At 55.1% G+C, this 22,074-nt stretch carries 22 protein-coding genes and 5 tRNA genes; 17 read left to right on the plus strand and 10 right to left on the minus strand.

Annotation, left to right across the window (positions count from 1 at the left end; all coding sequences use genetic code 11):
- Positions 1–354: 354 nt before the first annotated feature.
- Entirely contained in the window at positions 355–1,611 is a 1,257-nt protein-coding gene (gene murA, locus WG936_RS03955) for a UDP-N-acetylglucosamine 1-carboxyvinyltransferase (RefSeq protein ID WP_339565368.1), read from the minus strand.
- A gap of 61 nt (positions 1,612–1,672) precedes the next feature.
- Between murA and WG936_RS03960 the strand changes: the two genes are divergently transcribed.
- Positions 1,673–2,245: a cob(I)yrinic acid a,c-diamide adenosyltransferase gene (locus tag WG936_RS03960; RefSeq protein WP_339572173.1), complete on the plus strand. Its 573-nt coding sequence runs from the start codon at positions 1,673–1,675 to the stop codon at positions 2,243–2,245.
- A 10-nt stretch (positions 2,246–2,255) separates the two neighbouring features.
- Here the strand turns inward: WG936_RS03960 and ramA are convergent, their stop codons facing one another.
- The gene (gene ramA, locus WG936_RS03965) at positions 2,256–3,101 is read right to left on the minus strand and encodes an acetate metabolism transcriptional regulator RamA (protein WP_339565366.1); all 846 of its coding nucleotides are present in this window, start codon (positions 3,099–3,101) and stop codon (positions 2,256–2,258) included.
- 470 nt (positions 3,102–3,571) lie between these two features.
- Between ramA and cysK the strand changes: the two genes are divergently transcribed.
- Together cysK and epsC are read left to right on the plus strand one after the other, a co-directional pair.
- Positions 3,572–4,507, plus strand: a complete 936-nt coding sequence (gene cysK / locus WG936_RS03970) for a cysteine synthase A (protein ID WP_339565365.1) — start codon at positions 3,572–3,574, stop codon at positions 4,505–4,507.
- Between the two features lie 70 nt (positions 4,508–4,577).
- Positions 4,578–5,171, plus strand: coding sequence for a serine O-acetyltransferase EpsC (epsC, locus tag WG936_RS03975; protein ID WP_339565364.1), 594 nt, complete (start codon positions 4,578–4,580; stop codon positions 5,169–5,171).
- A 60-nt stretch (positions 5,172–5,231) separates the two neighbouring features.
- Here epsC and WG936_RS03980 read toward each other — a convergent pair whose 3' ends face one another.
- The 6 genes from WG936_RS03980 to WG936_RS04005 all read right to left on the minus strand — a co-directional run bounded on the left by WG936_RS03980 (position 5,232) and on the right by WG936_RS04005 (position 6,869).
- Positions 5,232–5,507: a GNAT family N-acetyltransferase gene (locus WG936_RS03980; RefSeq protein ID WP_339565363.1), complete on the minus strand. Its 276-nt coding sequence runs from the start codon at positions 5,505–5,507 to the stop codon at positions 5,232–5,234.
- A 106-nt stretch (positions 5,508–5,613) separates the two neighbouring features.
- Positions 5,614–5,686: transfer RNA gene (locus WG936_RS03985), tRNA-Phe, on the minus strand.
- Between the two features lie 25 nt (positions 5,687–5,711).
- Positions 5,712–5,785 (minus strand) — tRNA-Asp (locus tag WG936_RS03990).
- A 253-nt stretch (positions 5,786–6,038) separates the two neighbouring features.
- Positions 6,039–6,115, minus strand: a tRNA-Asp gene (locus WG936_RS03995).
- Between the two features lie 38 nt (positions 6,116–6,153).
- Positions 6,154–6,226: transfer RNA gene (locus WG936_RS04000), tRNA-Glu, on the minus strand.
- A 217-nt stretch (positions 6,227–6,443) separates the two neighbouring features.
- Complete coding sequence (locus tag WG936_RS04005; protein WP_339572174.1) at positions 6,444–6,869, minus strand: VOC family protein; 426 nt, start codon at positions 6,867–6,869, stop codon at positions 6,444–6,446.
- 332 nt (positions 6,870–7,201) lie between these two features.
- On the opposite strand from WG936_RS04005, the gene WG936_RS04010 reads away from it, so the two are divergent.
- From WG936_RS04010 to WG936_RS04025, 4 genes are all read left to right on the plus strand, one after another.
- Positions 7,202–8,464 carry a tyrosine-type recombinase/integrase gene (locus WG936_RS04010; RefSeq protein WP_339572175.1) on the plus strand — a complete coding sequence of 421 codons (1,263 nt, stop codon included), beginning with the start codon at positions 7,202–7,204 and terminating at the stop codon, positions 8,462–8,464.
- Positions 8,461–8,949 (plus strand): hypothetical protein, encoded by a 489-nt coding sequence (locus tag WG936_RS04015; RefSeq protein WP_339572176.1) that lies wholly within the window; start codon positions 8,461–8,463, stop codon positions 8,947–8,949. The genes WG936_RS04010 and WG936_RS04015 overlap by 4 nt, the downstream gene beginning before the upstream one ends.
- Positions 8,950–9,083: 134 nt before the next feature.
- Positions 9,084–9,284 (plus strand): helix-turn-helix domain-containing protein, encoded by a 201-nt coding sequence (locus WG936_RS04020; protein WP_339572177.1) that lies wholly within the window; start codon positions 9,084–9,086, stop codon positions 9,282–9,284.
- The gene (locus tag WG936_RS04025) at positions 9,284–9,562 is read left to right on the plus strand and encodes a hypothetical protein (RefSeq protein WP_339572178.1); all 279 of its coding nucleotides are present in this window, start codon (positions 9,284–9,286) and stop codon (positions 9,560–9,562) included. The genes WG936_RS04020 and WG936_RS04025 overlap by 1 nt, the downstream gene beginning before the upstream one ends.
- Positions 9,563–9,908: 346 nt before the next feature.
- Here the strand turns inward: WG936_RS04025 and WG936_RS04030 are convergent, their stop codons facing one another.
- Positions 9,909–10,061, minus strand: coding sequence for a hypothetical protein (locus tag WG936_RS04030; protein WP_339572179.1), 153 nt, complete (start codon positions 10,059–10,061; stop codon positions 9,909–9,911).
- 180 nt (positions 10,062–10,241) lie between these two features.
- On the opposite strand from WG936_RS04030, the gene WG936_RS04035 reads away from it, so the two are divergent.
- The 6 genes from WG936_RS04035 to WG936_RS04060 all read left to right on the plus strand — a co-directional run bounded on the left by WG936_RS04035 (position 10,242) and on the right by WG936_RS04060 (position 15,975).
- A complete protein-coding gene (locus WG936_RS04035; RefSeq protein WP_339572180.1) occupies positions 10,242–12,752 on the plus strand; it encodes a bifunctional DNA primase/polymerase in 2,511 nt (836 codons plus the stop codon).
- A 392-nt stretch (positions 12,753–13,144) separates the two neighbouring features.
- Positions 13,145–13,753, plus strand: a complete 609-nt coding sequence (locus tag WG936_RS04040; protein ID WP_339572181.1) for a hypothetical protein — start codon at positions 13,145–13,147, stop codon at positions 13,751–13,753.
- Positions 13,754–14,731: 978 nt separating this feature from the next.
- On the plus strand, positions 14,732–14,923 hold the full coding sequence (locus WG936_RS04045; protein WP_339572182.1) for a helix-turn-helix domain-containing protein: 192 nt from the start codon (positions 14,732–14,734) through the stop codon (positions 14,921–14,923).
- On the plus strand, positions 14,920–15,045 hold the full coding sequence (locus WG936_RS04050; RefSeq protein ID WP_339572183.1) for a hypothetical protein: 126 nt from the start codon (positions 14,920–14,922) through the stop codon (positions 15,043–15,045). The genes WG936_RS04045 and WG936_RS04050 overlap by 4 nt, the downstream gene beginning before the upstream one ends.
- Positions 15,042–15,611 (plus strand): hypothetical protein, encoded by a 570-nt coding sequence (locus WG936_RS04055; RefSeq protein ID WP_339572184.1) that lies wholly within the window; start codon positions 15,042–15,044, stop codon positions 15,609–15,611. Before WG936_RS04050 ends, WG936_RS04055 begins: the two co-directional genes overlap by 4 nt.
- A 151-nt stretch (positions 15,612–15,762) precedes the next feature.
- On the plus strand, positions 15,763–15,975 hold the full coding sequence (locus WG936_RS04060) for a hypothetical protein (RefSeq protein WP_339572185.1): 213 nt from the start codon (positions 15,763–15,765) through the stop codon (positions 15,973–15,975).
- A 142-nt stretch (positions 15,976–16,117) separates the two neighbouring features.
- Here the strand turns inward: WG936_RS04060 and WG936_RS04065 are convergent.
- A tRNA-Lys gene (locus WG936_RS04065) sits at positions 16,118–16,190 on the minus strand.
- Positions 16,191–16,442: 252 nt separating this feature from the next.
- On the opposite strand from WG936_RS04065, the gene WG936_RS04070 reads away from it, so the two are divergent.
- From WG936_RS04070 to cydC, 4 genes are read left to right on the plus strand one after another with little or no spacing between them, the layout of a single operon-like run.
- On the plus strand, positions 16,443–17,984 hold the full coding sequence (locus WG936_RS04070; protein WP_339572186.1) for a cytochrome ubiquinol oxidase subunit I: 1,542 nt from the start codon (positions 16,443–16,445) through the stop codon (positions 17,982–17,984).
- Positions 17,984–18,967, plus strand: a complete 984-nt coding sequence (gene cydB / locus WG936_RS04075; protein ID WP_339572187.1) for a cytochrome d ubiquinol oxidase subunit II — start codon at positions 17,984–17,986, stop codon at positions 18,965–18,967. Before WG936_RS04070 ends, cydB begins: the two co-directional genes overlap by 1 nt.
- Positions 18,968–20,524 (plus strand): ABC transporter ATP-binding protein/permease, encoded by a 1,557-nt coding sequence (locus WG936_RS04080; protein ID WP_339565359.1) that lies wholly within the window; start codon positions 18,968–18,970, stop codon positions 20,522–20,524.
- Positions 20,521–22,065, plus strand: coding sequence for a thiol reductant ABC exporter subunit CydC (cydC, locus tag WG936_RS04085; protein WP_339572188.1), 1,545 nt, complete (start codon positions 20,521–20,523; stop codon positions 22,063–22,065). Before WG936_RS04080 ends, cydC begins: the two co-directional genes overlap by 4 nt.
- Positions 22,066–22,074 lie beyond the last annotated feature (9 nt).

A 22,074-nucleotide genomic window follows, 5' to 3' on the forward strand; every position in this document is an offset into this window, starting at 1 on the left:
AAAGTGATGACCGACAATCCGACGAGGAAAAACCCGCCACCACAAAAAGTTGAGTATTAAATGCTTACACAGACCCCTCCGGGCCTGCCGGCACCAACACACAACCAAAAAATCAAAAGATACAAAAAGTATCAAAATAAGTACTTGGCACACTATTGAGTTCTCAAACAACACACGCACACCAACCACAACCACCCACAACAGGCAATCACAATCAGAAGCAAGGAGTTTCGCCAACGACTCGTTTTCCTACCGCCGCACACCCAAAGGCGGGGCGTTGTCGGTCGCGCTGACTCACATAAAGTTACACACCCCCAACCAACAACACAAACCCCCAGGTAAAACGGCTAAAAGCTAGCTGGGGACGCGCTCAATCTTCGCCCCCAGTTCTGTCAGCAGCTCAACGAAACGCGGATATCCACGATCGATGTGGAACACGTCTTGGACTTCTGTAACGCCATCGGCACACAACGCAGCTAGCACTAGGCCAGCACCAGCGCGGATGTCAGAACTCCAGACCGAGGTAGAGGAAAGCTCATGAATGCCGCGGACAACCACGTGATGCCCATCGACGGTCGCATCGGCTCCGAGCCGCTGCATCTCATCTACAAAACGGAAGCGTGATTCAAAAACATTTTCTGTGATGACGGATACGCCTTCCGAGACAGCCGCTAGGCCAATCGCCATTGGCTGGAGATCCGTCGGAAAACCTGGAAAAGGCAAAGTTTGGTAGTCCACAGCCAATGGGCGGCCGTTCATGCGAACCCGAAATCCGCTTTCGTAAGTTTCTACCTCAGCACCGGCAAGACGCAGTTTTTGTAGTGGCAAATGCACATTTGCTGGGGAAATACCGCCCACAGTGATGTCGCCACCGGTCATCGCAGCGGCGTAAGCCCAGGTTCCCGCAACGATGCGGTCTCCGACTACTTCATGAGTTGTTGGCTGCAACTTCTCCACTCCCACGATGCGGATGGTTGAAGTGCCGGCACCTTCAATATTGGCGCCCATGGACTGCAACATTTTGCAAAGATCGACAATCTCCGGCTCGCGCGCAGCATTATCGAGGGTAGTCTCTCCGTCTGCCAGCACCGCCGCTGTGAGGATGTTTTCGGTCGCGCCAACAGAAGGAAAATCAAGAGCTATGTGCGCACCCTTCAAATGTTCTGCAGTGGCGACGACCGCGCCATGGCGGATCATTGTTTTCGCGCCAAGCTTTTCCAAGCCGGTTTGGTGCATATCAAGAGGCCGAGAACCAATGGCGTCGCCCCCCGGCAGCGCCACCACCGCCCTGCCACAACGCGAAGTGAGGGGCCCCAACACGCACACAGAGGCACGGAATTGACGAACCGCGTCAAAATCCGCATCGCTCTTAATCTGCGCAGGGGTAGTAATTCGGACAACGCTGCCGTCGATATCGACGCTGCACCCAAGCCCTTCAAGGACATCCTTCATGAGCGGCACATCGAGGATCTCCGGACAGTTCGTCAAGGTGGAGGTTCCTTCAGCTAGCAAGGCCGCCGCCATGAGCTTCAAAACACTGTTCTTTGCGCCGCTGACTTTCACAGCACCGCTGAGCCGATTGCCACCCGTGACCAAAAATTTGTCTTTCACGGCCTCAAGTCTAAACACAATTCCGATGTATGTCCCTCAGGGTTCCGATACCTTTGGAGGCATGGCTGTTCATTTGACAAAGATTTACACTCGTACCGGCGACGAAGGTACCACTGGTCTGTCGAATTTCGAGCGCGTCTCCAAAAACGACATCCGCCTCCACGCCTACGCCGACACCGAGGAAGCAAACGCCGCGCTCGGCCAAGTCTTGGCGATCGGAAAACCACGAGCGGACGTTGCTGCATCGCTGCGTAGGGTACAAAATGAGCTTTTCGACGCCGGTGCCGACCTAGCCACACCGATTGAACAAGACCCGAAGTATCCACCGCTACGGATCGAACCCGAGTACATCGAGCGCCTCGAGGCCGAGTGCGACGCCTATAACGAGGAACTCGAAGCGCTGAATTCCTTCATACTGCCTGGTGGAACTCCAACCTCAGCGTTGATTCACACCGCACGTACGATTACCCGTCGCGCTGAGCGAATAGCCTGGGCAGCTTTCGAACAGCACCCAGACACCACTTCTAAAATGCCGGCACAGTACTTGAACCGGCTCAGTGACCTGCTGTTTATTCTGGGGAGAATTGAAAACGCCGGGAACGACATCAAATGGGTTCCCGGCGGCGATCGTTAATAGTTCAGCTTTAAGGCAGTGCGCCGATCCGACGAGCTGCGTTTACCGCCTCGTATCGGGTGTGAGCTCCGAGTTTGCGCATGACTGAACGCAGGTAGCTCTTCACGGTCTCCGCTCCGATGCCCATCTCCTCGGCTGCCTCCACATTTGTGTGGCCGAGTGCGACGCAAGCAAGCACATCGAGTTCACGCGCGGAGAGTTTTGTGGTCTGCTTCATCCGAACTGGAGTGACCATCTGGTCGCAGAGTTCTTCGATCTCTTTGCGCAGGCTGTCATCGCCAACTCGGTTGGCCAGCATGCGGAGCTTGGAGTGTGTGGAGCGGATTTGTTCCCACTCTGCCCCATTCATCACGCGTCCTGATTTCACGGCTCCGCCCCGCGGGCTGTCGGTGCGTCGAAAAGCGGCGTTGATCGCCAAATCTTGTTCGAGCGCACGCGCGGTCATGGTGACTTCCTCAATAACCTTGTCGCCGAGACGCAACGAAGAATGCACGCCCACATATAGGACGCCGACGACTTCTCGGTGCACGATTACGGGAACGGCGACGATGGAATGGAGTCCTTCATCTTGAATCGCCTTGTCATATTCGTGAGAAATGACACTAGCGCGAGTGTAATCAGACACACCAACAGGCCGCTTCGTAGCCAAAACACGGCCACCGACTCCGGCACCGCCGTCAATGATGATATTTTGCAGCGCTGGTGTGCGAAGCCCCACCCAAGCGCTGATTTGTAATTTGTTTTCTCCGAAAACCGTTGCATACATCGTGACGGGAATGCCTGTTGCAGTCTTGAGAGAGGTGAGCGCGGCGCGGATTGCGTCGTCATCGTCCTTCAAAGCTTGCGTCTCCACCATGGGATCTCCTCCATACTCTCACCCGTGCAGGTACACCCGCCGGCGTGCTATTCACACAGTACCGTGGAGTATAACCACAAAGCGGGGGTACGCCAAAGCTGAGAATATTCAGAATATAGCAATTGAATTGCATACTATGCGCCAACCTTCAACCCGACCCACCCCTTCGCCAACGGCCAACTATTCTGCCAATTCAGCCGTGACCTGCAAGCATGCACCGTCGCGCTACCCCCGAAACCGTCAATGCATATGCAATCCACAACAGTCACACACACATTACCCTTCAATACAAGAGTTCCCGAAGGGGCATATGTCACATTTTTTAACCCAAAAATATCGGACTTCGTTGAACAATTTCAACACCAATAGACCGTAAGGTCTATTCGATACAAACTGACCGGACTACCTTTTTAGGTCGGTTAAGCGTACACTCTCGAAAAAGTACATCCACTGGAGAAAAGGACCCGAACATGGCCAAGATCTACAACAACGTTGTCGAAACTATTGGAAACACCCCGCTGATTCGTCTCAACCGCATAGTCGAGGGACTCGAAGCCGAGGTGCTCGTAAAGCTAGAGTTCTTTAATCCCGCTAACAGCGTCAAGGATCGAATCGGGCGCGCCATCATTGATGCTGCCGAAGCTTCGGGCGAGCTAAAGCCAGGTGGCACAATCGTTGAAGCTACCTCCGGCAATACCGGTATCGCCCTTGCGCTCGTGGGTGCCGCCCGAGGTTACAGCGTGGTACTTACCATGCCGGAAACAATGTCCACCGAGCGGCGAGTAATGCTCCGCGCATACGGAGCAGAGATTGTCCTCACCCCTGGCGCCGCGGGAATGCAAGGCGCAGTAGATAAGGCCGATGAGATTGTTGCCTCCCGCCCAGGATCCATCCTGGCTCGCCAGTTCAGCAACGAAGCCAACCCTCAGATCCACAAGGAGACCACTGCGGTTGAGATTTGGGAGGACACCGACGGCAAGATTGATGCCTTCGTTGCCGGTATCGGCACTGGCGGAACCGTCACTGGCGTCGGCAGTGTCCTTAAATCACACAATCCGGAGATCACCATCGTCGGCGTCGAGCCAGCAGATTCTCCGCTGCTCACCACTGGTAAAGCCGGTCCACACAAGATCCAAGGTCTGGGTGCGAATTTCATTCCAGACGTCTTAGATCGCAAGATCCTCGATGAAGTAATAACCGTTTCCAACGACGACGCGGTAGCAACCTCGCGCAAGCTTGGCGCAACAGAAGGCATTTTGGGTGGTATCTCCGCAGGAGCCAACGTAAAGGCAGCACTGGAACTTGCTTCTCGGCCGGAATTCAAAGGAAAGACGATTGTCACCGTCATCCCAGACTTCGGCGAACGCTATGTTTCGACGATTTTGTTTGAGGATATCCGCGACTAACTGATTTGCCGCGCTTATCGACGCCTAAGGGGCTGTTGAGAGCGCGGTTAAGCTGATAATATCGGCGTTTATGTACCAGCTTGTACGTATGATCCGTGAGGATCTACAAAACGCCCGCGAACACGACCCAGCTGCCCGCGGAGACCTTGAAAACGCCATTGTCTATTCCGGCTTGCATGCCATTTGGTCGCACCGCCTCAGTCACGCCCTTTGGATCCGCGGATTCAAAGGGCCAGCACGCGTTTTGGCGCAATTCACCCGCTTTCTCACTGGCATTGAGATCCACCCGGGAGCAACGATCGGACGTCGCTTCTTCATCGACCACGGCATGGGAATCGTCATCGGCGAGACCACTGAAATCGGTGAAGGAGTAATGCTCTACCACGGTGTTACCCTCGGAGGCCAAGTGCTGACCCAAACAAAGCGCCACCCGACGCTTGAGGACAATGTCACAGTCGGCGCCGGTGCCAAAGTACTAGGCCCCATCACGATCGGTGCTGGCAGCGCCATCGGCGCGAACGCCGTTGTGACCAAAGATGTCCCCGAGGATCACATTGCCATCGGTATCCCAGCCAAGAACCGGCCACGCCATCCAGATGAATGCATCAAGCTGGTCGACCCAGACGCTTATGTTTCGGGTCACAAGTCAGTGATTGAGGAATAACCTCGACATCCCCGGCCCGGACACCACCTTTCAAAGCGGAGTCCGGGCCAACAACTTTTTCTATGCCAGCAGGTCCTCATAGTCTGGGTTTTTCGCGATAAACCCAGACACTGCACTGCAGCTGGGCACTACTAGGAATCCCCCGTGCCGAGTGTCATTTAGAGCCTCCTGAATCAGTTGCTTGGACAAGCCCTGCCCCTGGTACGCAGCGTCCACCACGGTGTGGTGGAAGTCCCTAGTTGTCCCAGAGTTCTGATATTCCGCAAATCCCGCTACTTCTCCGTCAACGAGAATCTCGTAGCGGGATTTGATGTCGTTGTGGCGTACATCGGCCATTGGTGGACCTCCTAGAGTGCTTAACCAACGTCAGGTGCGCTCCAGCATGCCACAACTTTGTGTCTTTGCGCACAAAAAAGCCCTCGTTTTCACGAGGGCTTCGTTGTGGCCAGAGCCAGGATCGAACTGGCGACCCCACACTTTTCAGGCGTGTGCTCTACCGACTGAGCTATCTGGCCAAGGAACATCGCTAGGATACTCCAGCGACCCTGACGGGACTTGAACCCGCGACCTCCGCCGTGACAGGGCGGCGCGCTAACCAACTGCGCCACAGGGCCTTATGCCGTACCCGGAACTTACGTCCCTTGCACGAGGTAAGACTTTACACAGAATACGAGAAAATAGACAAATCAGCAGGTAAATAGGGGCGCGGAGATCATGATTATAAGAGTAAGCGCGCAAGAATTCGGCCACTCTTGACATCACCACTCACATGATCATGATCATGATCATGATCACCGAATCGCTAAGAAAACAAAAGCAGCGCGGGCCCCAAGGTGATTCCTCGAGACCCGCGCTACGAAAACGATATGGCGACCCTGACGGGACTTGAACCCGCGACCTCCGCCGTGACAGGGCGGCGCGCTAACCAACTGCGCCACAGGGCCATATCCATTTTTAAAGGCCCACTTAAAAGTGGACCTTGTACTCCCAACGGGATTCGAACCCGTGTCGCCGCCGTGAAAGGGCGGTGTCCTAGGCCCCTAGACGATGGGAGCGAGCCAGACAAGGGATTTCCCTTGCGACAGACGTTTAATATACGGGAATTTTCCTACATCACAAAATCCGCCCCTGACCAGTATCAATAGCGCGAAAAAGAGAACTGGCTCACGTTGGAGCGCTTGCCCCACAGGAGGATTTTCAAAAGGCCCCCACCGGCGACCGCGGCGCTCGCCCTCGCGAGCAACCTAAGGCCGTCGATAAGCAGGGCCCGCTTTAGACCTGTTCAGACACGTTAATGGACCAGGCCATGCCGAATTTGTCGGTGACGTGACCGTAAGTGTCGCCCCACATCTGCTTCTCAAAAGGCATGTTCACCTGGCCACCTTCGGACAGCTTCTCAAAGTAGGAGCGCCCCTCTACAACGTCATCACCCCAGAGGGACAGAGAGAGGTGGTTTCCAATCTCGTAAGGTTCCTGACCCATGAAGCCCTCGACATAGTCAGAACAAGCGAGTTCGATGGCGTCGCCAGCAAGGTGGCCGTGCGCGAGCAGCTCCGCCATGTCTTCCGGCAGGCTTGGATCGCCCATCTGGCCGAAAGTCATTACGTTCAGACCACCGCCAAAGATGGACTGATAGAACTCCATGGCCTCGCGGGCATTGCCAGCGAAAGCGTAGTAAGGGACGTTTTTGATTGTCATGGTCATCCTCACGACCGATGGTTTGCTCCGAGCTTAAAGGCCCGCACACAGATCCGCTTGCCGACGGCAAAGTCAATGTGATTCCCAAGGCCCCAGGCACCATCAGCACAAATAAAAGAACCGCCGTGACAGCAAAAGCTACACGGCGGCTCTCAAAAGTGGGCCCTGCGGGGGCTAATCTGTAGGTTTTCTCTTTACCCCCGCCACCTGGCGATTAACCTTGTGACCAGCATAAAGGCTAAATTAGGGGTAAGTCAACACACGACAGAAAACGGCTTTAAACGATATTCAGGGTGCACGAAACGTGCACGCGCACCCGAAAGGAAACGAACATGGCGAAGAAGACTGACGAGCAAATTCGGTCTGAGTGGACGCGCAAGGGAACCTTTGGAACCGTGCGCCTACTTCAGAGCGGACGCTTTCAAGCCTTCTTTCGCAAGGACGGTGTAACCCACAAAGCCCCGCGCACGTTCGCCTTTGATTACGTGGACGCACGCCGCCGCAACGGAGACGGAGCACGCGAAGCAGAGAATTGGATCAACGACCAGATCGACACGATTCATGCCGCCGAACTTTCGGGCACCAAATGGATAGCACCGACAGACAAAGCGAAAGCTCAAATGACCGTCAAGGAGTTAGTAGAAGATTGGCTTTCCAAGAGCACCGCCATCAAGAAGGAATCAACCCGGCAAAGCCACCGCAGAAAACTAGACACGCGGGTGCTGCGCGACTCTTTCCCCGGCTTCGATTCCCTGGCAAATATTCCTGTGGTGGACGTAGACCGAAACCGCATACGTGTGTGGTGGTCTCAAGTTCAAGAGCAATGGCCCGATGAAGGCAACACGAACGCTTACGCTTACAAGCGATTGAAGACAGCTTTTGGTCATGCGGTTAATGAGCTGGAGATCATCACTACAAACCCGGTCAACATCAAAGGCGCTGGCACTCCCCCGCGCTCGGACAACAAGGACAAAGAGCTTTTAACCCTCGCGGAAGCAGCCGCAATGGTTGAGCAAGCACACAAGAAGCTCAAAGCCCCGCTCGTTGTCCTGCAATGGTGCGGACTGCGATTAGGCGAATTGCTGGAACTACGCCGCAAAGACTTTATCGACAACGGCGACACCTTAACTATTCGAGTGCGCCGCAACGTGCAGCGGATCAAAGACGAGGTGACCGGCAAGCAAGTGTTGCTAGTGATGGACACGCCCAAGACGGACGCAGGCAACCGCGATATTGTTGTACCCGCATCTAAGGCCGCAGTTGTTCGCGCTCACCTCAAAACCTATGTTGGCAAGAGACAAAACGATCTTTTCATAACCAAAGAAGACGGCTCGCAGATGAAGGATACCGAGTTTCGCAAAGACTTTGCTCCTGTGAAGGAAGCAGCGGGGAGACCAGATATTACGCCCCACGACTTACGCCGCTTCTTTGGAACGATGCTGGTTAACCACTCTGGGATCTCGTTAGAGGAAGCCCGCCGCATTATGGGCCATGAGAAGATAGAGCAGCTCATGGAGTATCAGAGAGCCAGCGCCAACTACGAACACAAGGCCGCCGCAAACTTGGATAAGTTCATCACAGAGGAAGAAGCATGAGCATCAACACCGCAATGGGGCGTTACTTCCAGCTAGCGCCCGAACAGCTCAAGGCCGCAAAGGTTAACAGCCTGCGATGCCCCAAAGGCTGCGAATTAGCAAAAACGCTGGAATTCGACGGCCACCGCGCCATGCTTGTGTACGCCACAACACGCAACGTAGTTACGAAACTCACCCCAGACGGTGTGAACGCCACAGCACCTAGAACACACGGGATATCGCGCCGGGCAATCGAAGTAATGCCCCCTAGCCAAATGCTCGATGCCTTAGCTACCTCGCGGGTGCGGGAATCGGAGCTAGAACAGCTCTACAGGGAGTCTGGGCAACCACTAGGCAAGTTGGCATACCTAGCTACTCTTGATGATTTCGAAGCAGACTACAGCCCTAATCGTTTTGCAAGGTGCTCTCACATTTCGGGCTACCTGGATAAGACGCACTACTTCGCCACCGGGTACAAGATCACGATTGAATCTTTGCCACAGTAGTTGACAGCTGACGACTTTTAGTTTTACTCTGAGTCCAACCTTAATTTATTGCGGGCCGAACGCTTCAGGCTAAATTGAAGCTAGTAAGCAAATTTCCTTGCCGTGTCGCTACCGGCGAATAAGGAAAATTTGCCGTGTCCAAAAACACCACAGCAACCGCCCGTGAGAAGCACGTCACCCTCGATGTTGCCGCCGACTACTTCTCTGTAAGTCGCCGCACTCTGGAGCGCTTCATTGATTCCCAGAAGATCCCTGCATACCGCTTAGGCCGCTCTGTTCGTGTGCGCCTGTCTGAGCTTGAAGCCGCACTCACTCCCCTAGGTTCGGCTCGGTAATGTTGCCCGAAGTTGAATCGCTGAGTCACCGCCCTAGAGAGCCTAGCGGCCGCTTGGAGAGTTGGATTAACGCGTTTACCGCGCCGCTAACTGGCCTGCCGACTAAGGCGACCTTGGGTGAGACTTTCGCCGTGTTCGTGGCCAACGATGACCACTTCGTTCTGTTCCGCCGCTGTAGGAGCGAACGAGAAGCGCAAACTCTGGTCAAGGCCTATCGCGGTAGGTATTCGGACATTGTTGCAGTCCGTAGCTCCCTTGAGGCTATCCCGGCGCGCTAGCTGCCCGGCTCGCGGACCAACAGCAACACGGCGGGTGAGAGTGCCACTAGAGCAATTCGACGGCTTAAATAGCCCGTTTCCCGGCTAATCGCAATAGCTCAAAGTGAACTTTAGGTTAACTTTTTCCAAAGGCTTCAAGTTTGCCAAGTGTCGTTCCCGGCGCGGGACACGCGGTGGCTGCTCCGTACACGGCAGTTAACCTGTTGTTAACCTTGCGAAAACGCGAGAATAAGTGCAGCTCAACAACGTTATATTCAGTAGAAGGCTAATTTAATCATTTCAATCTCAGTAGAAAGAAGAACTTATGTTCAGCAAATATCAAAAAGCGGTCGAAAGGGATTGCGCCCTAGAGGCACTGGAAGGCCTCGTGTCGCTTCTTCCTGGAGTGCCAGTAGTGCAGGCGCGTCCACACCTTGAGCTCTTGCTCGTAAATCTGGGAGTTCCGCAATCGGATCAGAACGCTTGCTTGAGCGTATGGACCGATTATCTCGGAGCTCATGAAAACAGTGAAGCGACCAGAAGTAGCAGAAGTGCCACCCTAGCCGCTTAACCGCGCCAATTAAACCGGCACCAGCAAAACCGAACACTTATTCGGTCACTATTCATTATACATCCATGAAAAAAGCCAGCGTGACCAGCGCTGGCTAGATCCCATACACAAGAAAGAGAATTAGATGTTATGAACGATTCTAGCACGATTCAGTACGCAGTCAACCTGTACAAAAAGCGCGGTTGGCTTGAAGTTCTGCCACTCAAACAGGGTGAGAAAAACCCGCCGTTGGTCCCCCGTGGTCAAGGTTGGTTCGGCAACTCACCGGCGAAGACGAAAGAGCAAACCTTAGAGCTCATGGCAGGACACGAAGGCAACCTGGCTTTGCGTATGCCCGATAACGTGATGTGCCTTGACGTGGATCTCCACGACAAAACCAAGAACGGCCCCGCTACGCTCGCTTTGCTCGAAGATGAGCTAGGCAAGCTCCCTGAAGGCCCGTACAGCACGCGCCATGGAGCAGGCAACGATCAGCGTCATGTGTTCTACCGCGTTGAGTCTGGGGTCAAGTGGGCTTCCACGGCAGGACCTGGTATCGACCTAAGACAGCACACGGTTTCTTATTGCGTGGCGTGGCCGTCTACCTATAAAGAGACCGCCTACAAATGGTACGCAGCAGACCACCGCAAACTAGACGTGCCGCCTTGCGTTTCAGAGCTCCCAGAATTGCCTACCGCCTGGCAAAAACACCTCAAAGCCGGTCTGGCTAAAGACTCACTCAAGCGCGGCCCTTCGGAAGACCTTTATCTAGATACGGCCCTGGAGTGGCTGGAGACGGTCGCGCCGGGCTATTCGGAAGAACCGGCTGAGCACATGAGCATGAAGGCCAAAGAGTTCGCGGAAGCTATGGACAACGATGCTCACGGTTCTTTGCTCAAGGCTCAGAGGTGGGCTTTGCGCCGTGGTGCTTTGGAGGGTGAAAAGGGCGTGAAGCAGATTCTCGATTTTCTTCGTGAAGCTTTCGCCCGCGCCCGCGCTTCTCGCTCACGAGATGAACACGTACACGCAGAGTTTGACCGCGCTCTAGCCGGGGAGATCAACAACCTTCGTGGTGACGTAGAACACGGCAAAGCCAGGCTGTACGTCGAAAAGTTCGGTAGCTTCGATCCGAAGGAGCTCACGAATCTAGACGGCGCGGCGTGCGCCGAAGAGCGCGCCGGGGAGCTCATAGAAGCTGCCGCGTACTTGGTAGCTAACTATCAGGGAGATAAGCTACGTGCCCGCCTGTTTGCGTTGGCGAACGAAGGGGTGATTGTGGTGCAGGGTAAGAGCTCGAACATGGATGTGAAGCAATGGCTGTACGACACCTACACTGGGGAGTTGGTCTCCGTTGGCGCGGCGCTGGAGATGTCCGATAACGTCACCCCGCTACTTAAATCTCTGCTCTCAGCCCTAGATTCTGAAGACGAAGACGACAGAGCTGAAGTCAAGTTCCTTAACGGCGTGTTGAACCAGCTCAGCACCACAGCGGGGGCCCGCAATATGATTGAGCCGTTGAAGGGCTACCTGAAGGCCGAAGGCCGCTTTAGGTTTGCCGATGAGTTTGACGCTAACCCGCATGTCCTACTCCTTCGTGACGGCCAAATTCTCGACCTGAAGCAGGCCGAAAAGGGTAAGCCCTTATCTGAATGTGTGCGCCCGCGTAGTGTTCAAGATCTGCTTTCCGGGGATTTTGTTATGGGGCTTTCTGGTTCTGATATTGCTCGCTTTGCTGGTTCTGGCAGTACCAAAATCGCGGATCTCCTGGAGCTCATTTACCCCGACACAGAGGTGCGAGGGTGGGTCTACCGCGCTTTGGCGTACGGCCTGCTTGGAGACAACCCACACCGCCTGTTCTGGGGCTTGCTGGGAGAGACTGCCACCGGCAAGGGCACTACCACCACGGCTTATACGCGTTTACTCGGTTCCTATGCAGCGCCGGTTTCAATGGCAGATCTCACACAAAATGGTGGCAACAATTCGGCGCTCGCTAAAGCTCTCAAGGCCCGGTTTGCTTATATGGCTGAGTTGTCCGCGAAGACGAAGGGTGACGCGAACGTGCTTAAGTCGATTTCTGGCAACGACCGTATGACCGTGACCGATAAGTTCCGCGCGTCCGAAGATGTGAAGTCTGGTGTGACCCTGTTCTTTGAAACCAACCATGTCCCGCATATCCCCGGCGCGGATCGCGCCCTCAGAGATCGCCTTATGGTGGTGCCGATGGAAGGTGACCGTGAGCAGATTCAAGCCTGGCTAAAGCAGAGCAATAATGTTCACCTCAAGCCTGAGGCTCTGGTTGGTTTCCTCGCTGAGCTGATTCAGGTCTACCCTGAAGCTCTTTGTGACGGCTTCCGCGATGGGGATATGCCAGAGCGTATGCGAGAGCTTGCAGACCAGTTCATAGCCAGCGCGGATGAAGTGGGGCAATGGGTAGGAGACCGTTTTGAGCTCGCGCCTGAAGGCAAGCTCGCTAACTCTGAGCTACGCACGGCCCTTGAGACCGCGATAGTCTATAAGGAGCTGGAGCCTACGGTGTCTATTTCCGATCTGACTTCGGCGCTTATTGATTTGGGGGCTCGACGTACAAAGTCGCCTTCTATCCGTGCGGGTTCAAAGAAGGAGCGCGGCGTGCTAGGTGTAAAGCTCAAAGCCGCCGCGTAGGTTCCGCCCACCCTTGCCATAGCTTCCGCGCTGGGGTGGGTTTTGTTTTGCAGGCTGAAAAGTGTCGACACTGTCGACACCATGTCGACGCTTTGTCTACACTTGTCGACACCTCAAAAAGACCTTGTGAACTGGGGTTATATGTACTTTGTCTACATTGTCTACACTAATTTCTAACTCTCTAAAACTTTTTATATTTATATCCACAATGTGTAGAAGTTCTATAGAAAACAGAGTGGCAAAAAAGTGTCGACAATGTAGACAAAAGTCCTAAAACCACACAATGACCAGCGCGGATGCATGTCTACACACTGTCGACAAAATGTAGACAACCGTCGACGAATGTCGACACTCTAACCCCGGTCCAGTCTGAGAGGTGAGATAATCAGTAGATGAACCTTGCTCAAGCCGCCACGACCGTAACGCAAACGGTTCAGCAGACCGTAACGGCCACAGTTACGCAGACCCCTAGCGCGGTAGTAGTCCCCGTGCAGTCTCCAGCTCCAGCTCCAGCCGTGGAGCAAGGGGTTAGCTGGTCTTTGTGGATCTCTCTCTTCGCACTCGCGGTTGCCTTTGGCTCTCTGTTGTGGCAGGTCTACACTCATCGAAGCAACGGTGCAAAGCTGAAGGTTAGACTTAATACCGGATTTGTTTCAGATCGAAACGAGTCGGTCGATGCTGTTGGGGTAATAATCGAAAATGCGGGACGGCTCACAACTACAATCAATGCATTAAAGTTTCCCTATCGACAAGCTGGGATTAAAAAGTTCATTCACTTTGATTCGAGTTCATTTGTGTATGGTTGTGAGCTTCCTCAATCGCTTGCACCTGGTGAACGGGTGACCTACTTGCTGAAAGATAGAGTGCTAATTGAAACTTTGAGGCGCTGTAATGTCGACGCGCATCAACTCTCACTCGTGGTTTCAACTGGACATGCAGACATTGACACGCAGATACCTGACAAGGTGCTTGCCTATATTGATGAGCTCATGCGTCTCTAGCCAGTGTGCGTGACCCCACCCCGGGTACCCTCTCCCCGGGTTAGGTTAACCTTCCCTTCGGTGCTGCACTTTGTCGAGTATATGTTCGAAATCTCACTTTGATATTCTATGTTGCGAGAGTATATGGGGGGTGGGGGAACCTCCCCCGGGGCCTTTTTCGAACGTTCCTTCGGTGCTGCGGAATATCGTCCCCGCACTTTTTAACGAAAAAGTGGGATTACCGTCTCATAACGTGAGAAAACCCTCATGTTAGCGTCAAATTAGCTTTTCGAAGGCCCTTTTAAGGACTTGAACATCTCAGGCTATCTATTTGTATGGGCTTGTCCGGTTCTCTAGCCAGCCGTACAGCTGGACTACCTCTAGCCCTTCACGCCGGATATTAGCCTCGATAACAGCACGCGGATGAATTTAACATTCCTTGATCCCTGCTCTGGTTGCCGTGCCTGGATGCGTCCCCGGCCTTTCAAGCTCCTATCGGCACAGTGCCCCGCTCTCCTTTTAGCTGCCGAGACTAGCCCCTTGAACTTGATCTCCTGCACAGGTGAAGCCCCACTTTCCAATGTGAATGAACACATGATCTGACCTGTATTAACTGGGCTGGTGGGGTGCTGTTGTTCTCGGCCTGCTCTAGGGGGCTTGATGCGCCTAGCCCCTTATTTAGCTGCCGCACTTAGCTCCTCGAATTCAGCCCCCAGCGCGGATGAAAACCCAGTCTACCTGCACGAACAACCCGATCAGGCTTTGTTGATGTTCTATTTCAATACGCCACTGGGGTGTAGCTGGCTTGACCCTACGCCGGTTCTATGGCATGCCCCCGCTTAGGTTTTGTTTGCGCAGGTCTACGCCTTGAGCAAAGACGCGGTTGCAATGCGAAGAAAAGTGTGTTTGCAGGTAAAAGGGGGTAAAAAGAAGTATGATATGATAAATATAACGAAAGATTGACAAAGAGGTCAATTGCAGACTATAGGAGGTTCGATCATGCAGATCGATTACCTGACGCTACGAGAGGTAGCAGACCTACTGGGAGTGAGCGTGCCGACCGCAGCCAAAATGCGTGACGCTGGGGAGCTGCCAGAGTCGGTGCGCCTCGGTAGGCGCGAGGTGTTCCCTCGGCACCGGATGATCGTCTGGTTGGAGTCAAACGGACTGGTCGAAAGCGAGGCCGCGTGAACTACGTAGAAGACCTGCTAGGCGGTATAGACCTAGATCAGATCGACAACCGCCGCGAACAAGACCATGACGCAATCCCGGCCGACGAAGTAGACCAATTCCTGAAGGAGATCAGCAGATGACCACCGCAACAGAGATCACACTGAAGAGCCGCGCCATCGCCTCGCTCGATTCAGTACCTACGCAGCTTCACGCAGCCGTTGAGGACAACGGAGCACTGGTGCTCAAGTTGGCTAGTGAAGACCGGGACAATCGAAGCTGGGAGCGTGTAGCGCTGGAGCGTGCATTGCGGCCGCTGGCAGATAAGGGTTGGCTGCTACAGCCCGGCGCGTGGAACGTCCAAGAGGGGGAAAGCTTCGAATATGTCTTAACCCCACCCGCGAAGTTGATCGACCTTAGGAAGCTGCCACTTGTGCAGCAGATCCAGATCGAGACGCGGGGGCGTATTGGAACCGGCGTTATGGACTTGCTGAAGCTGCTCGATCTAGCAGGCGACGCTACGTCGTTCAGCGTGGACAGTAGGACCCTTGATAACCATATGACCAACGTTGCTAGCGATGTGATCCAGCGCCTTAATGCTGCAGGGTGGACCGTCTATAAGACTCAGTTCTTCGGCACATCATCCTGGAGCGCCGAAGCAAAGCCGCCTGCTGGGTCCAAATTCATCCCAGCAACCTACTTGGGATAGCAGTGTGAGCTTCTACCGCGTCCACACGCACTACGGGAAAGTAGTTATCGGAGTGGAGACTGTCGAACAACTAACAGAAGCCCTGGGAGCGATAGCAACGGCAATTGCTATTGAGCCACTCTCAGGACTTCATCAAGATTAAGGATTCAAGATGAACATTACCATCACAACTACCCACTTGGACAGCCGGAATGAAGGCTTGAATGAGTGGTCTGCAACCTACGCCACCCGGACCGAGCTGGAGCGCGAGCTACTGCAGCCCCTCAAGGAAGGTGTGCCGTTCGTCACCATTGACAGCCACGGAGACAGAGAGGTCTTGCTGCTCAGTTCCTCGCAGATTGTCAGCATCGAGACCGACAGGTAATTCCCTACCCTTCACGCCCCGGCTTCGAAGTGAAGGCCGGGGTTTTCTGCTGGTAAAACAGCCACAAAAACTACCCCTGCGTGCACGGATTATGCACGGGCAAATAAAAAACCCCGTCTACCTGCGTAAACGGGGTTAAAAGTGGGCCCTGCGGGGCTCGAACCCGCGACCTGCGGATTAAAAGTCCGTAGCTCTACCAACTGAGCTAAAGGCCCGACCAACGATCAGCGATGATCGCTAGAACACACTTTAGACGTTGCCAAAAGCTGATTCAAAACTGGGGCACCATAAGCGGGAGTTTGGGAAGGCAACCCCCACCAAAGAGAAGAGATCTGTACCCCCAACAGTGCACATAGCCCCGAATTGGGTCAGAAATGGTGTGATGGGAACCTCGAAGGCTTTCCCCCCGACTAATCAAGAGGAGACTATGTAAATAGGACTACTTTTCCGACTTGGAGGTGTCGCGTATGGACATCGTTGATGTCTCACGCTGGCAATTCGGCATTACGACCGTCTATCATTTTATTTTTGTCCCTTTGACCATTGGTCTCGCTCCCCTTGTTGCCGCAATGCAAACCGCATGGCATGTGACCGGCAAAGATCACTGGTATCGGGCGACCCGATTTTTCGGCACACTATTCCTAGTGAATTTCGCCATGGGTGTGGTCACAGGCATCGTGCAAGAGTTCCAGTTTGGTATGAACTGGAGCGAATACTCCCGATTCGTCGGAGATGTCTTTGGCGCTCCCCTAGCACTTGAAGGCCTCGCGGCGTTCTTTATTGAATCCACATTTCTAGGGCTGTGGATTTTTGGTTGGGGCAGACTACCCAAATGGGCGCATCTCGCCTCCATTTGGCTAGTCGCTATCGCAGTGAATCTTTCCGCTTACTTCATCATTGTGGCGAACTCCTTTATGCAGCATCCTGTCGGTGCAGTATTCAACCCGGAAACGGGTCGCGCCGAACTCACCGACATCGGAGCGCTGCTGAGTAACCCCACCGCCCTTGCGGCCTGGCCTCACACCGCAGCTGGTTCGCTGCTCACTTCGGGCACTTTTGTAGCGGGAATTTGCGCTTGGTGGATCGTGCGGGACCGCCGCGCACGGGCCAACGCCACCGAAAATCAGCGGGCGGAAACCCTATGGCGACCAGTGATGCGCCTGGGTCTCTGGACCACCGCGATATCTAGCGTGCTGCTGGCTGCCACCGGAGATATCCAGGCCAAGTTGATGTTCGTCCAGCAACCGATGAAGATGGCTTCTGCCGAATCGCTATGTGAGACCCAGCTGGATCCATACTTCTCTGTACTTACTGTGGGCACGCACAACAACTGTGAGTCGGTTCGGCACTGGATCGAGGTCCCCTGGGTTTTGAGCTTCCTATCGGAAACCAAGTTTTCCGGCGTCACCCTGCAGGGTGTGAACCAACTACAGGAAAAATACGAGACCCTATACGGTCCTGGTAATTACACCCCGAACCTCTTCATCACGTACTGGTCTTTCCGTATGATGATCGGGCTCATGGTCGGCTCGTTGGTACTGTGTGTCCTTGGTTTTTGGTTCTCCCGTAAGGGACGCTTGCCTGATCAGAAGTGGTTTGGCACCCTAGCCCTCTGGATGATTCCCTTCCCCTTCCTGGCGAACTCTGCCGGGTGGGTGTTCACCGAGATGGGTCGTCAACCGTGGATTGTGCACCCGAATCCCTCATTCGGCCCAGGTAGCCCAAACGGGGAAGATCAAATTCGCCTCATTGTAGACTTCGGTGTATCCAACCACCAACCGTGGGTGGTGTGGGTATCCCTCATTGGTTTTACACTCGTGTACGGCGCGTTAGCCGTTATGTGGTTCTGGCTGATCCGCAAAAAGGTGGTCGAAGGACCACTCCCTCTTGGTGCTAGCGCACACGCTGCTGACGGTTACTATCCACCGGATGCGCCGATTGAGCCGTTGCATTTTGGAACCTCCCAGACGGCCGAATCCGCTACTACAGCTAAAGGTGGGAATAGCTAATGGATCTTCAAACAATCTGGTTCCTGTTAGTAGCGGTACTTTTCTCCGGCTACTTTGTTCTGGAAGGCTTCGATTTCGGTGTCGGAATGATTCTGCCGTGGTTGAAGAAGGAACAACGAACCGCAGCGATCAAAACGATCGGCCCGGTCTGGGATGGAAATGAAGTTTGGCTCATCACAGCAGGTGGCGCGCTGTTCGCCGCCTTCCCGGAGTGGTATGCCACCATGTTCTCCGGCTTTTACCTGCCACTTTTCTTGATCCTCCTTGGGCTGATCCTGCGTGGGGTTGGCTTAGAGTGGCGCAGCAAAGTAGAAACCCAAACATGGCGCGATCGCTGCGATATCGGAATCATCATCGGTAGTTGGCTAGCGGCAATCCTGTGGGGCGTAGCCTTTGGCAATATTGTCCGCGGCGTAGCCATAGACGCCAATCGCCAAATCGAATCCGGCTTCGATGGTTTCATTGCACTGCTCAACCCATTCGGACTGCTCGGCGGCGTAACCTTTGTGCTCGTCTTCCTTATTCATGGCCTGCTCTTTTTAGGGCTCAAAGCCGAGGAACCATTAAGAGGCGTGGCTCATGGTTTTGCCAAGAAGCTGATTGTCCCCACGATCCTAGTGGCAGCAGCATTCCTGATCTGGACCCAACTTGCTTATGGACGCACGCTGACGTGGCTTCCCCTCGGCCTGTTGGTTTTGTGCGCGTTAGCCGCGACGCTGACACTGTTCAAATCCCGTGATGGCTGGGCTTTCGCGTGCTGGGCCAGCGTGATTATCTTGTGTTCCGCCCAGCTTTTCGGGTCGCTCTTCCCAAACCTCATGCCGACGACGCTAGCTGACGGAGTCACCCTCGATATCTATAACTCCTCCGGCAGCCACTACACGTTGCGGGTCATGTCTTGGGCAGCATTCATACTCACCCCACTAGTTCTGCTCTACCAGGGCTGGACCTACTGGGTCTTCCGCAAGCGGGTAAGCGTCTAGATGACTTCACCCCTAAATAAGCGCCTCCTAGCAGCAGCACCAGCAGCTAGGAGGCACTTACTGATTAGTGGCATCGCTCAGGCCACGCAAACCATGCTTATCGTGGCTCGCGCAGTGCTCATCGGTGTCCTCGCTGCCACTCTCATCGAAGATCACACCGCCAAGTGGGGGTTGCTGTGGGTGTTGCTAGCCGTGGTGATCGCACAGGCTGTCACAGCATATGCTGCGAAGCGATGGGCGTCGCATAGCATTGGCACAGCGGTTGACCAGTTACGCGAGGCCGCTTTAACAACCTTGTCCCGGCGCGACCCACGGGAAGTGGAGGCAGACGCAGCGCAGTGGCGCACCACGCTCACCGAGGGGCTAAGTGGCGTGCGACCGTATCTCTCGGATTATGTACCTGCGCTCGTCGCGAGCTGTATTTCGACGCCCCTAGCCCTCGCGGTGATGTTGTACTTCGACCTGCCCTCGGGAATTCTGGCGGCCGCCACGATCCCACTTATTCCACTTTTCATGGTTCTAATCGGCACACTCACCCGCTCACACACGCAGCGACGGCTTCGCGTGGCAAGCGCACTCTCCGGGCAGCTTGCGGATTTGCTTCAGGGGGCACCAACTCTCCGGGCGCTTGGCGCCACGAAGGCGCCACATGAACAGCTGATTCGTACCGGTCGCAGCCATGCCGATGCCACGATGTCAGTACTTAAGCTCGCTTTCCTGTCTGCCTTCGCCTTGGAGTTCTTAGCTACGCTCTCTGTTGCGCTGGTGGCGGTAGGGATCGGGCTGCGGCTTGTGGCCGGAGATATGACGCTGCTTGCTGGCCTAGTGGCACTCATCATCGCCCCTGAGGTCTACGGGCCGCTTCGCCAAGTCGGTGCAAGCTTCCACGCCGCATCCGATGGCATGTCGGCTGCTGAACAGGTCTTCGATCTGTTGGATTCCGATGAAGAGCTCACTGCCCACTATCGCACCGTGCAAGACGCAGGTGTGTCCGTGCATGACTTGAGTGTCTCTGGACGCGATGGCGTGCGGCCCCAACATCTGACTTTCAACGCTCAGCCCGGCGAGATCACTGTGCTGCGCGGTGCCAACGGTAGCGGCAAGTCAACGGCACTCCTGGCAATCCTCGGTATGCTACCGGATCGCTCGCTAAGCGGGGAGATCTCCGCTCCCGATCTGCAAGACATCGCTTTCCTGCCCGCACATCCTGCCTTCATCGGCGGCACTGTGGCGGATAACCTGGAGTTGTTCGGCTCGCCCCCAGATACGCGGGCGCAGGTCGCGTTCGGATTCGAAGTACCGCTGGCGCAACGAGTTCTCCCCAACGGTGCTGGCATTTCCGCAGGTCAAGGCCAGCGTCTAGCGCTTGCCCGCTCGGTTTCGGACTCCGAGAAGAGCACCCTGCTTTTCGACGAGCCGAGTGCACACCTCAGCCCGGAATACGTTGAGCTACTGGGGGCCGAGTTGCGGCGTCAGGCGCAGGCGGGCAAAACGCTGGTGATCTGCAGTCACGATGACCGACTCGCCAAGCTCGCGGATCAGGTGATCGACCTGTGAGTGATCTCGTCCTTATGCTCCGGCTGGCCCAGGTTCGCGCTCGCAGCCTGGTATTAGCCATCTTCGTGGGAGCTTTAACGCTCCTCGCCGCTCTGACATTGACGGTTCTATCCGGCTGGCTGATAACCCGCGCTTGGCAAATGCCTCCGATCTTGGATCTCGGCATCGCTATCACCGCTGTGCGCGGACTCGGCATTTCCCGCGCAGTGTTTCGCTACCTTGACCGACTCGTGGGGCATCGGGTCGCCCTGGATGCAACCACACGCCTGCGCGCGGCGCTTTTCGACGCCATCGCTAGCGATAACACCGGCGCTGCGCACAGCTTATCCCGGGGCGCCGGCCTAGCTCGATTAGGAAGCGATGCTGATCGCGTCGCCGACTTTATTGTTCGTTCACTCATTCCGGCGGGCATCGCGCTCGTGGTTTCGCTGATTTCAGTTGGCGCGGCAATTGCCTTGCACTTTTGGACGGGTGTGATTCTGCTCGTGGGCTTTACTATCACCGGTGGACTTGTCCCTTATTTAGCGGCGATGTCTTACCGGCGCTGCCAGGCAGCCCTGAGCACCGACGAGTTGGGAATCGCGCTCGATGACCAGCTCTTGCATCGCGTTGAGTTCGCCGTCGCAGGTCTATCCAGGCATCAAATCGACCGCACCGTTGCGGCCTCTAGACGCAATAGTGCTGAGATTGTGGCGGCAGAAAGGCCGCTAGCCATCGCAGCCGGGCTCACCGAGCTGGGTATGGGCCTGTCCACGGTGTTAATCGTGGCGGTGGGACTAGCTAGCTACCAGGGCTCAGCGACGTGGCTCGGCATGCTGGTCCTACTCCCGTTAGCTGCCTTCGAATCGCATGGGCCCCTGGGTGCTGCGGCAACCCATGCGGTAGATGCCAAGGACGCAGCAGCCCGGCTTCGCAAGCTCATTGGTAGTCCTGCTCAAACTCGCTCAAAACAGCCCACTAGCTACGATATTGATGCCACTGATCTTGCCTTGGCTCATGGCACCGGAACATGGACATTAGTGGCGCCTTTCGGTTCTCGCCATCGCATCACAGGCCCTAGCGGCATTGGAAAGACCACCTTTCTGCTGACGCTAGCAGGCCTCATTCCCGCCGCTGGTGGCCGACTTGAGATAGCTGGCGTGCCTATGAGTGAGATCAATCAGGATTGGTTGCGTACACACATCCATGCCCATCCTGAAGATGAGTGGATCTTCGCCACCACCATCCGTGACAACCTGCTCGTCGCTGCCCCATCCGCTACCGATGCCATCATGGCGGATGCACTGTCCGCGGTGGGGTTAACTGACTTCAGTCTCGGCGACGTGTTGACTGCCGGAGCTGACTCTCTCTCCAGTGGACAACGTCGCCGGCTGTTACTCGCCCGCGCACTGTGTTCCACTGCCCCTGTCCTGTTGCTCGATGAACCAACCGAGCACATTGCCAGCGAAGATGCATCGCGGCTATTAAAGATGCTGCTGGAAGAGCCATTGCCTGGCGCACTGCGGGAGCGGACTGTGGTCGTCGTAACGCATGCGCATTGACCAGCGGCC

It is taken from the genome of Corynebacterium sp. H127, assembly GCF_037482665.1.
GTDB lineage: Bacteria > Actinomycetota > Actinomycetes > Mycobacteriales > Mycobacteriaceae > Corynebacterium.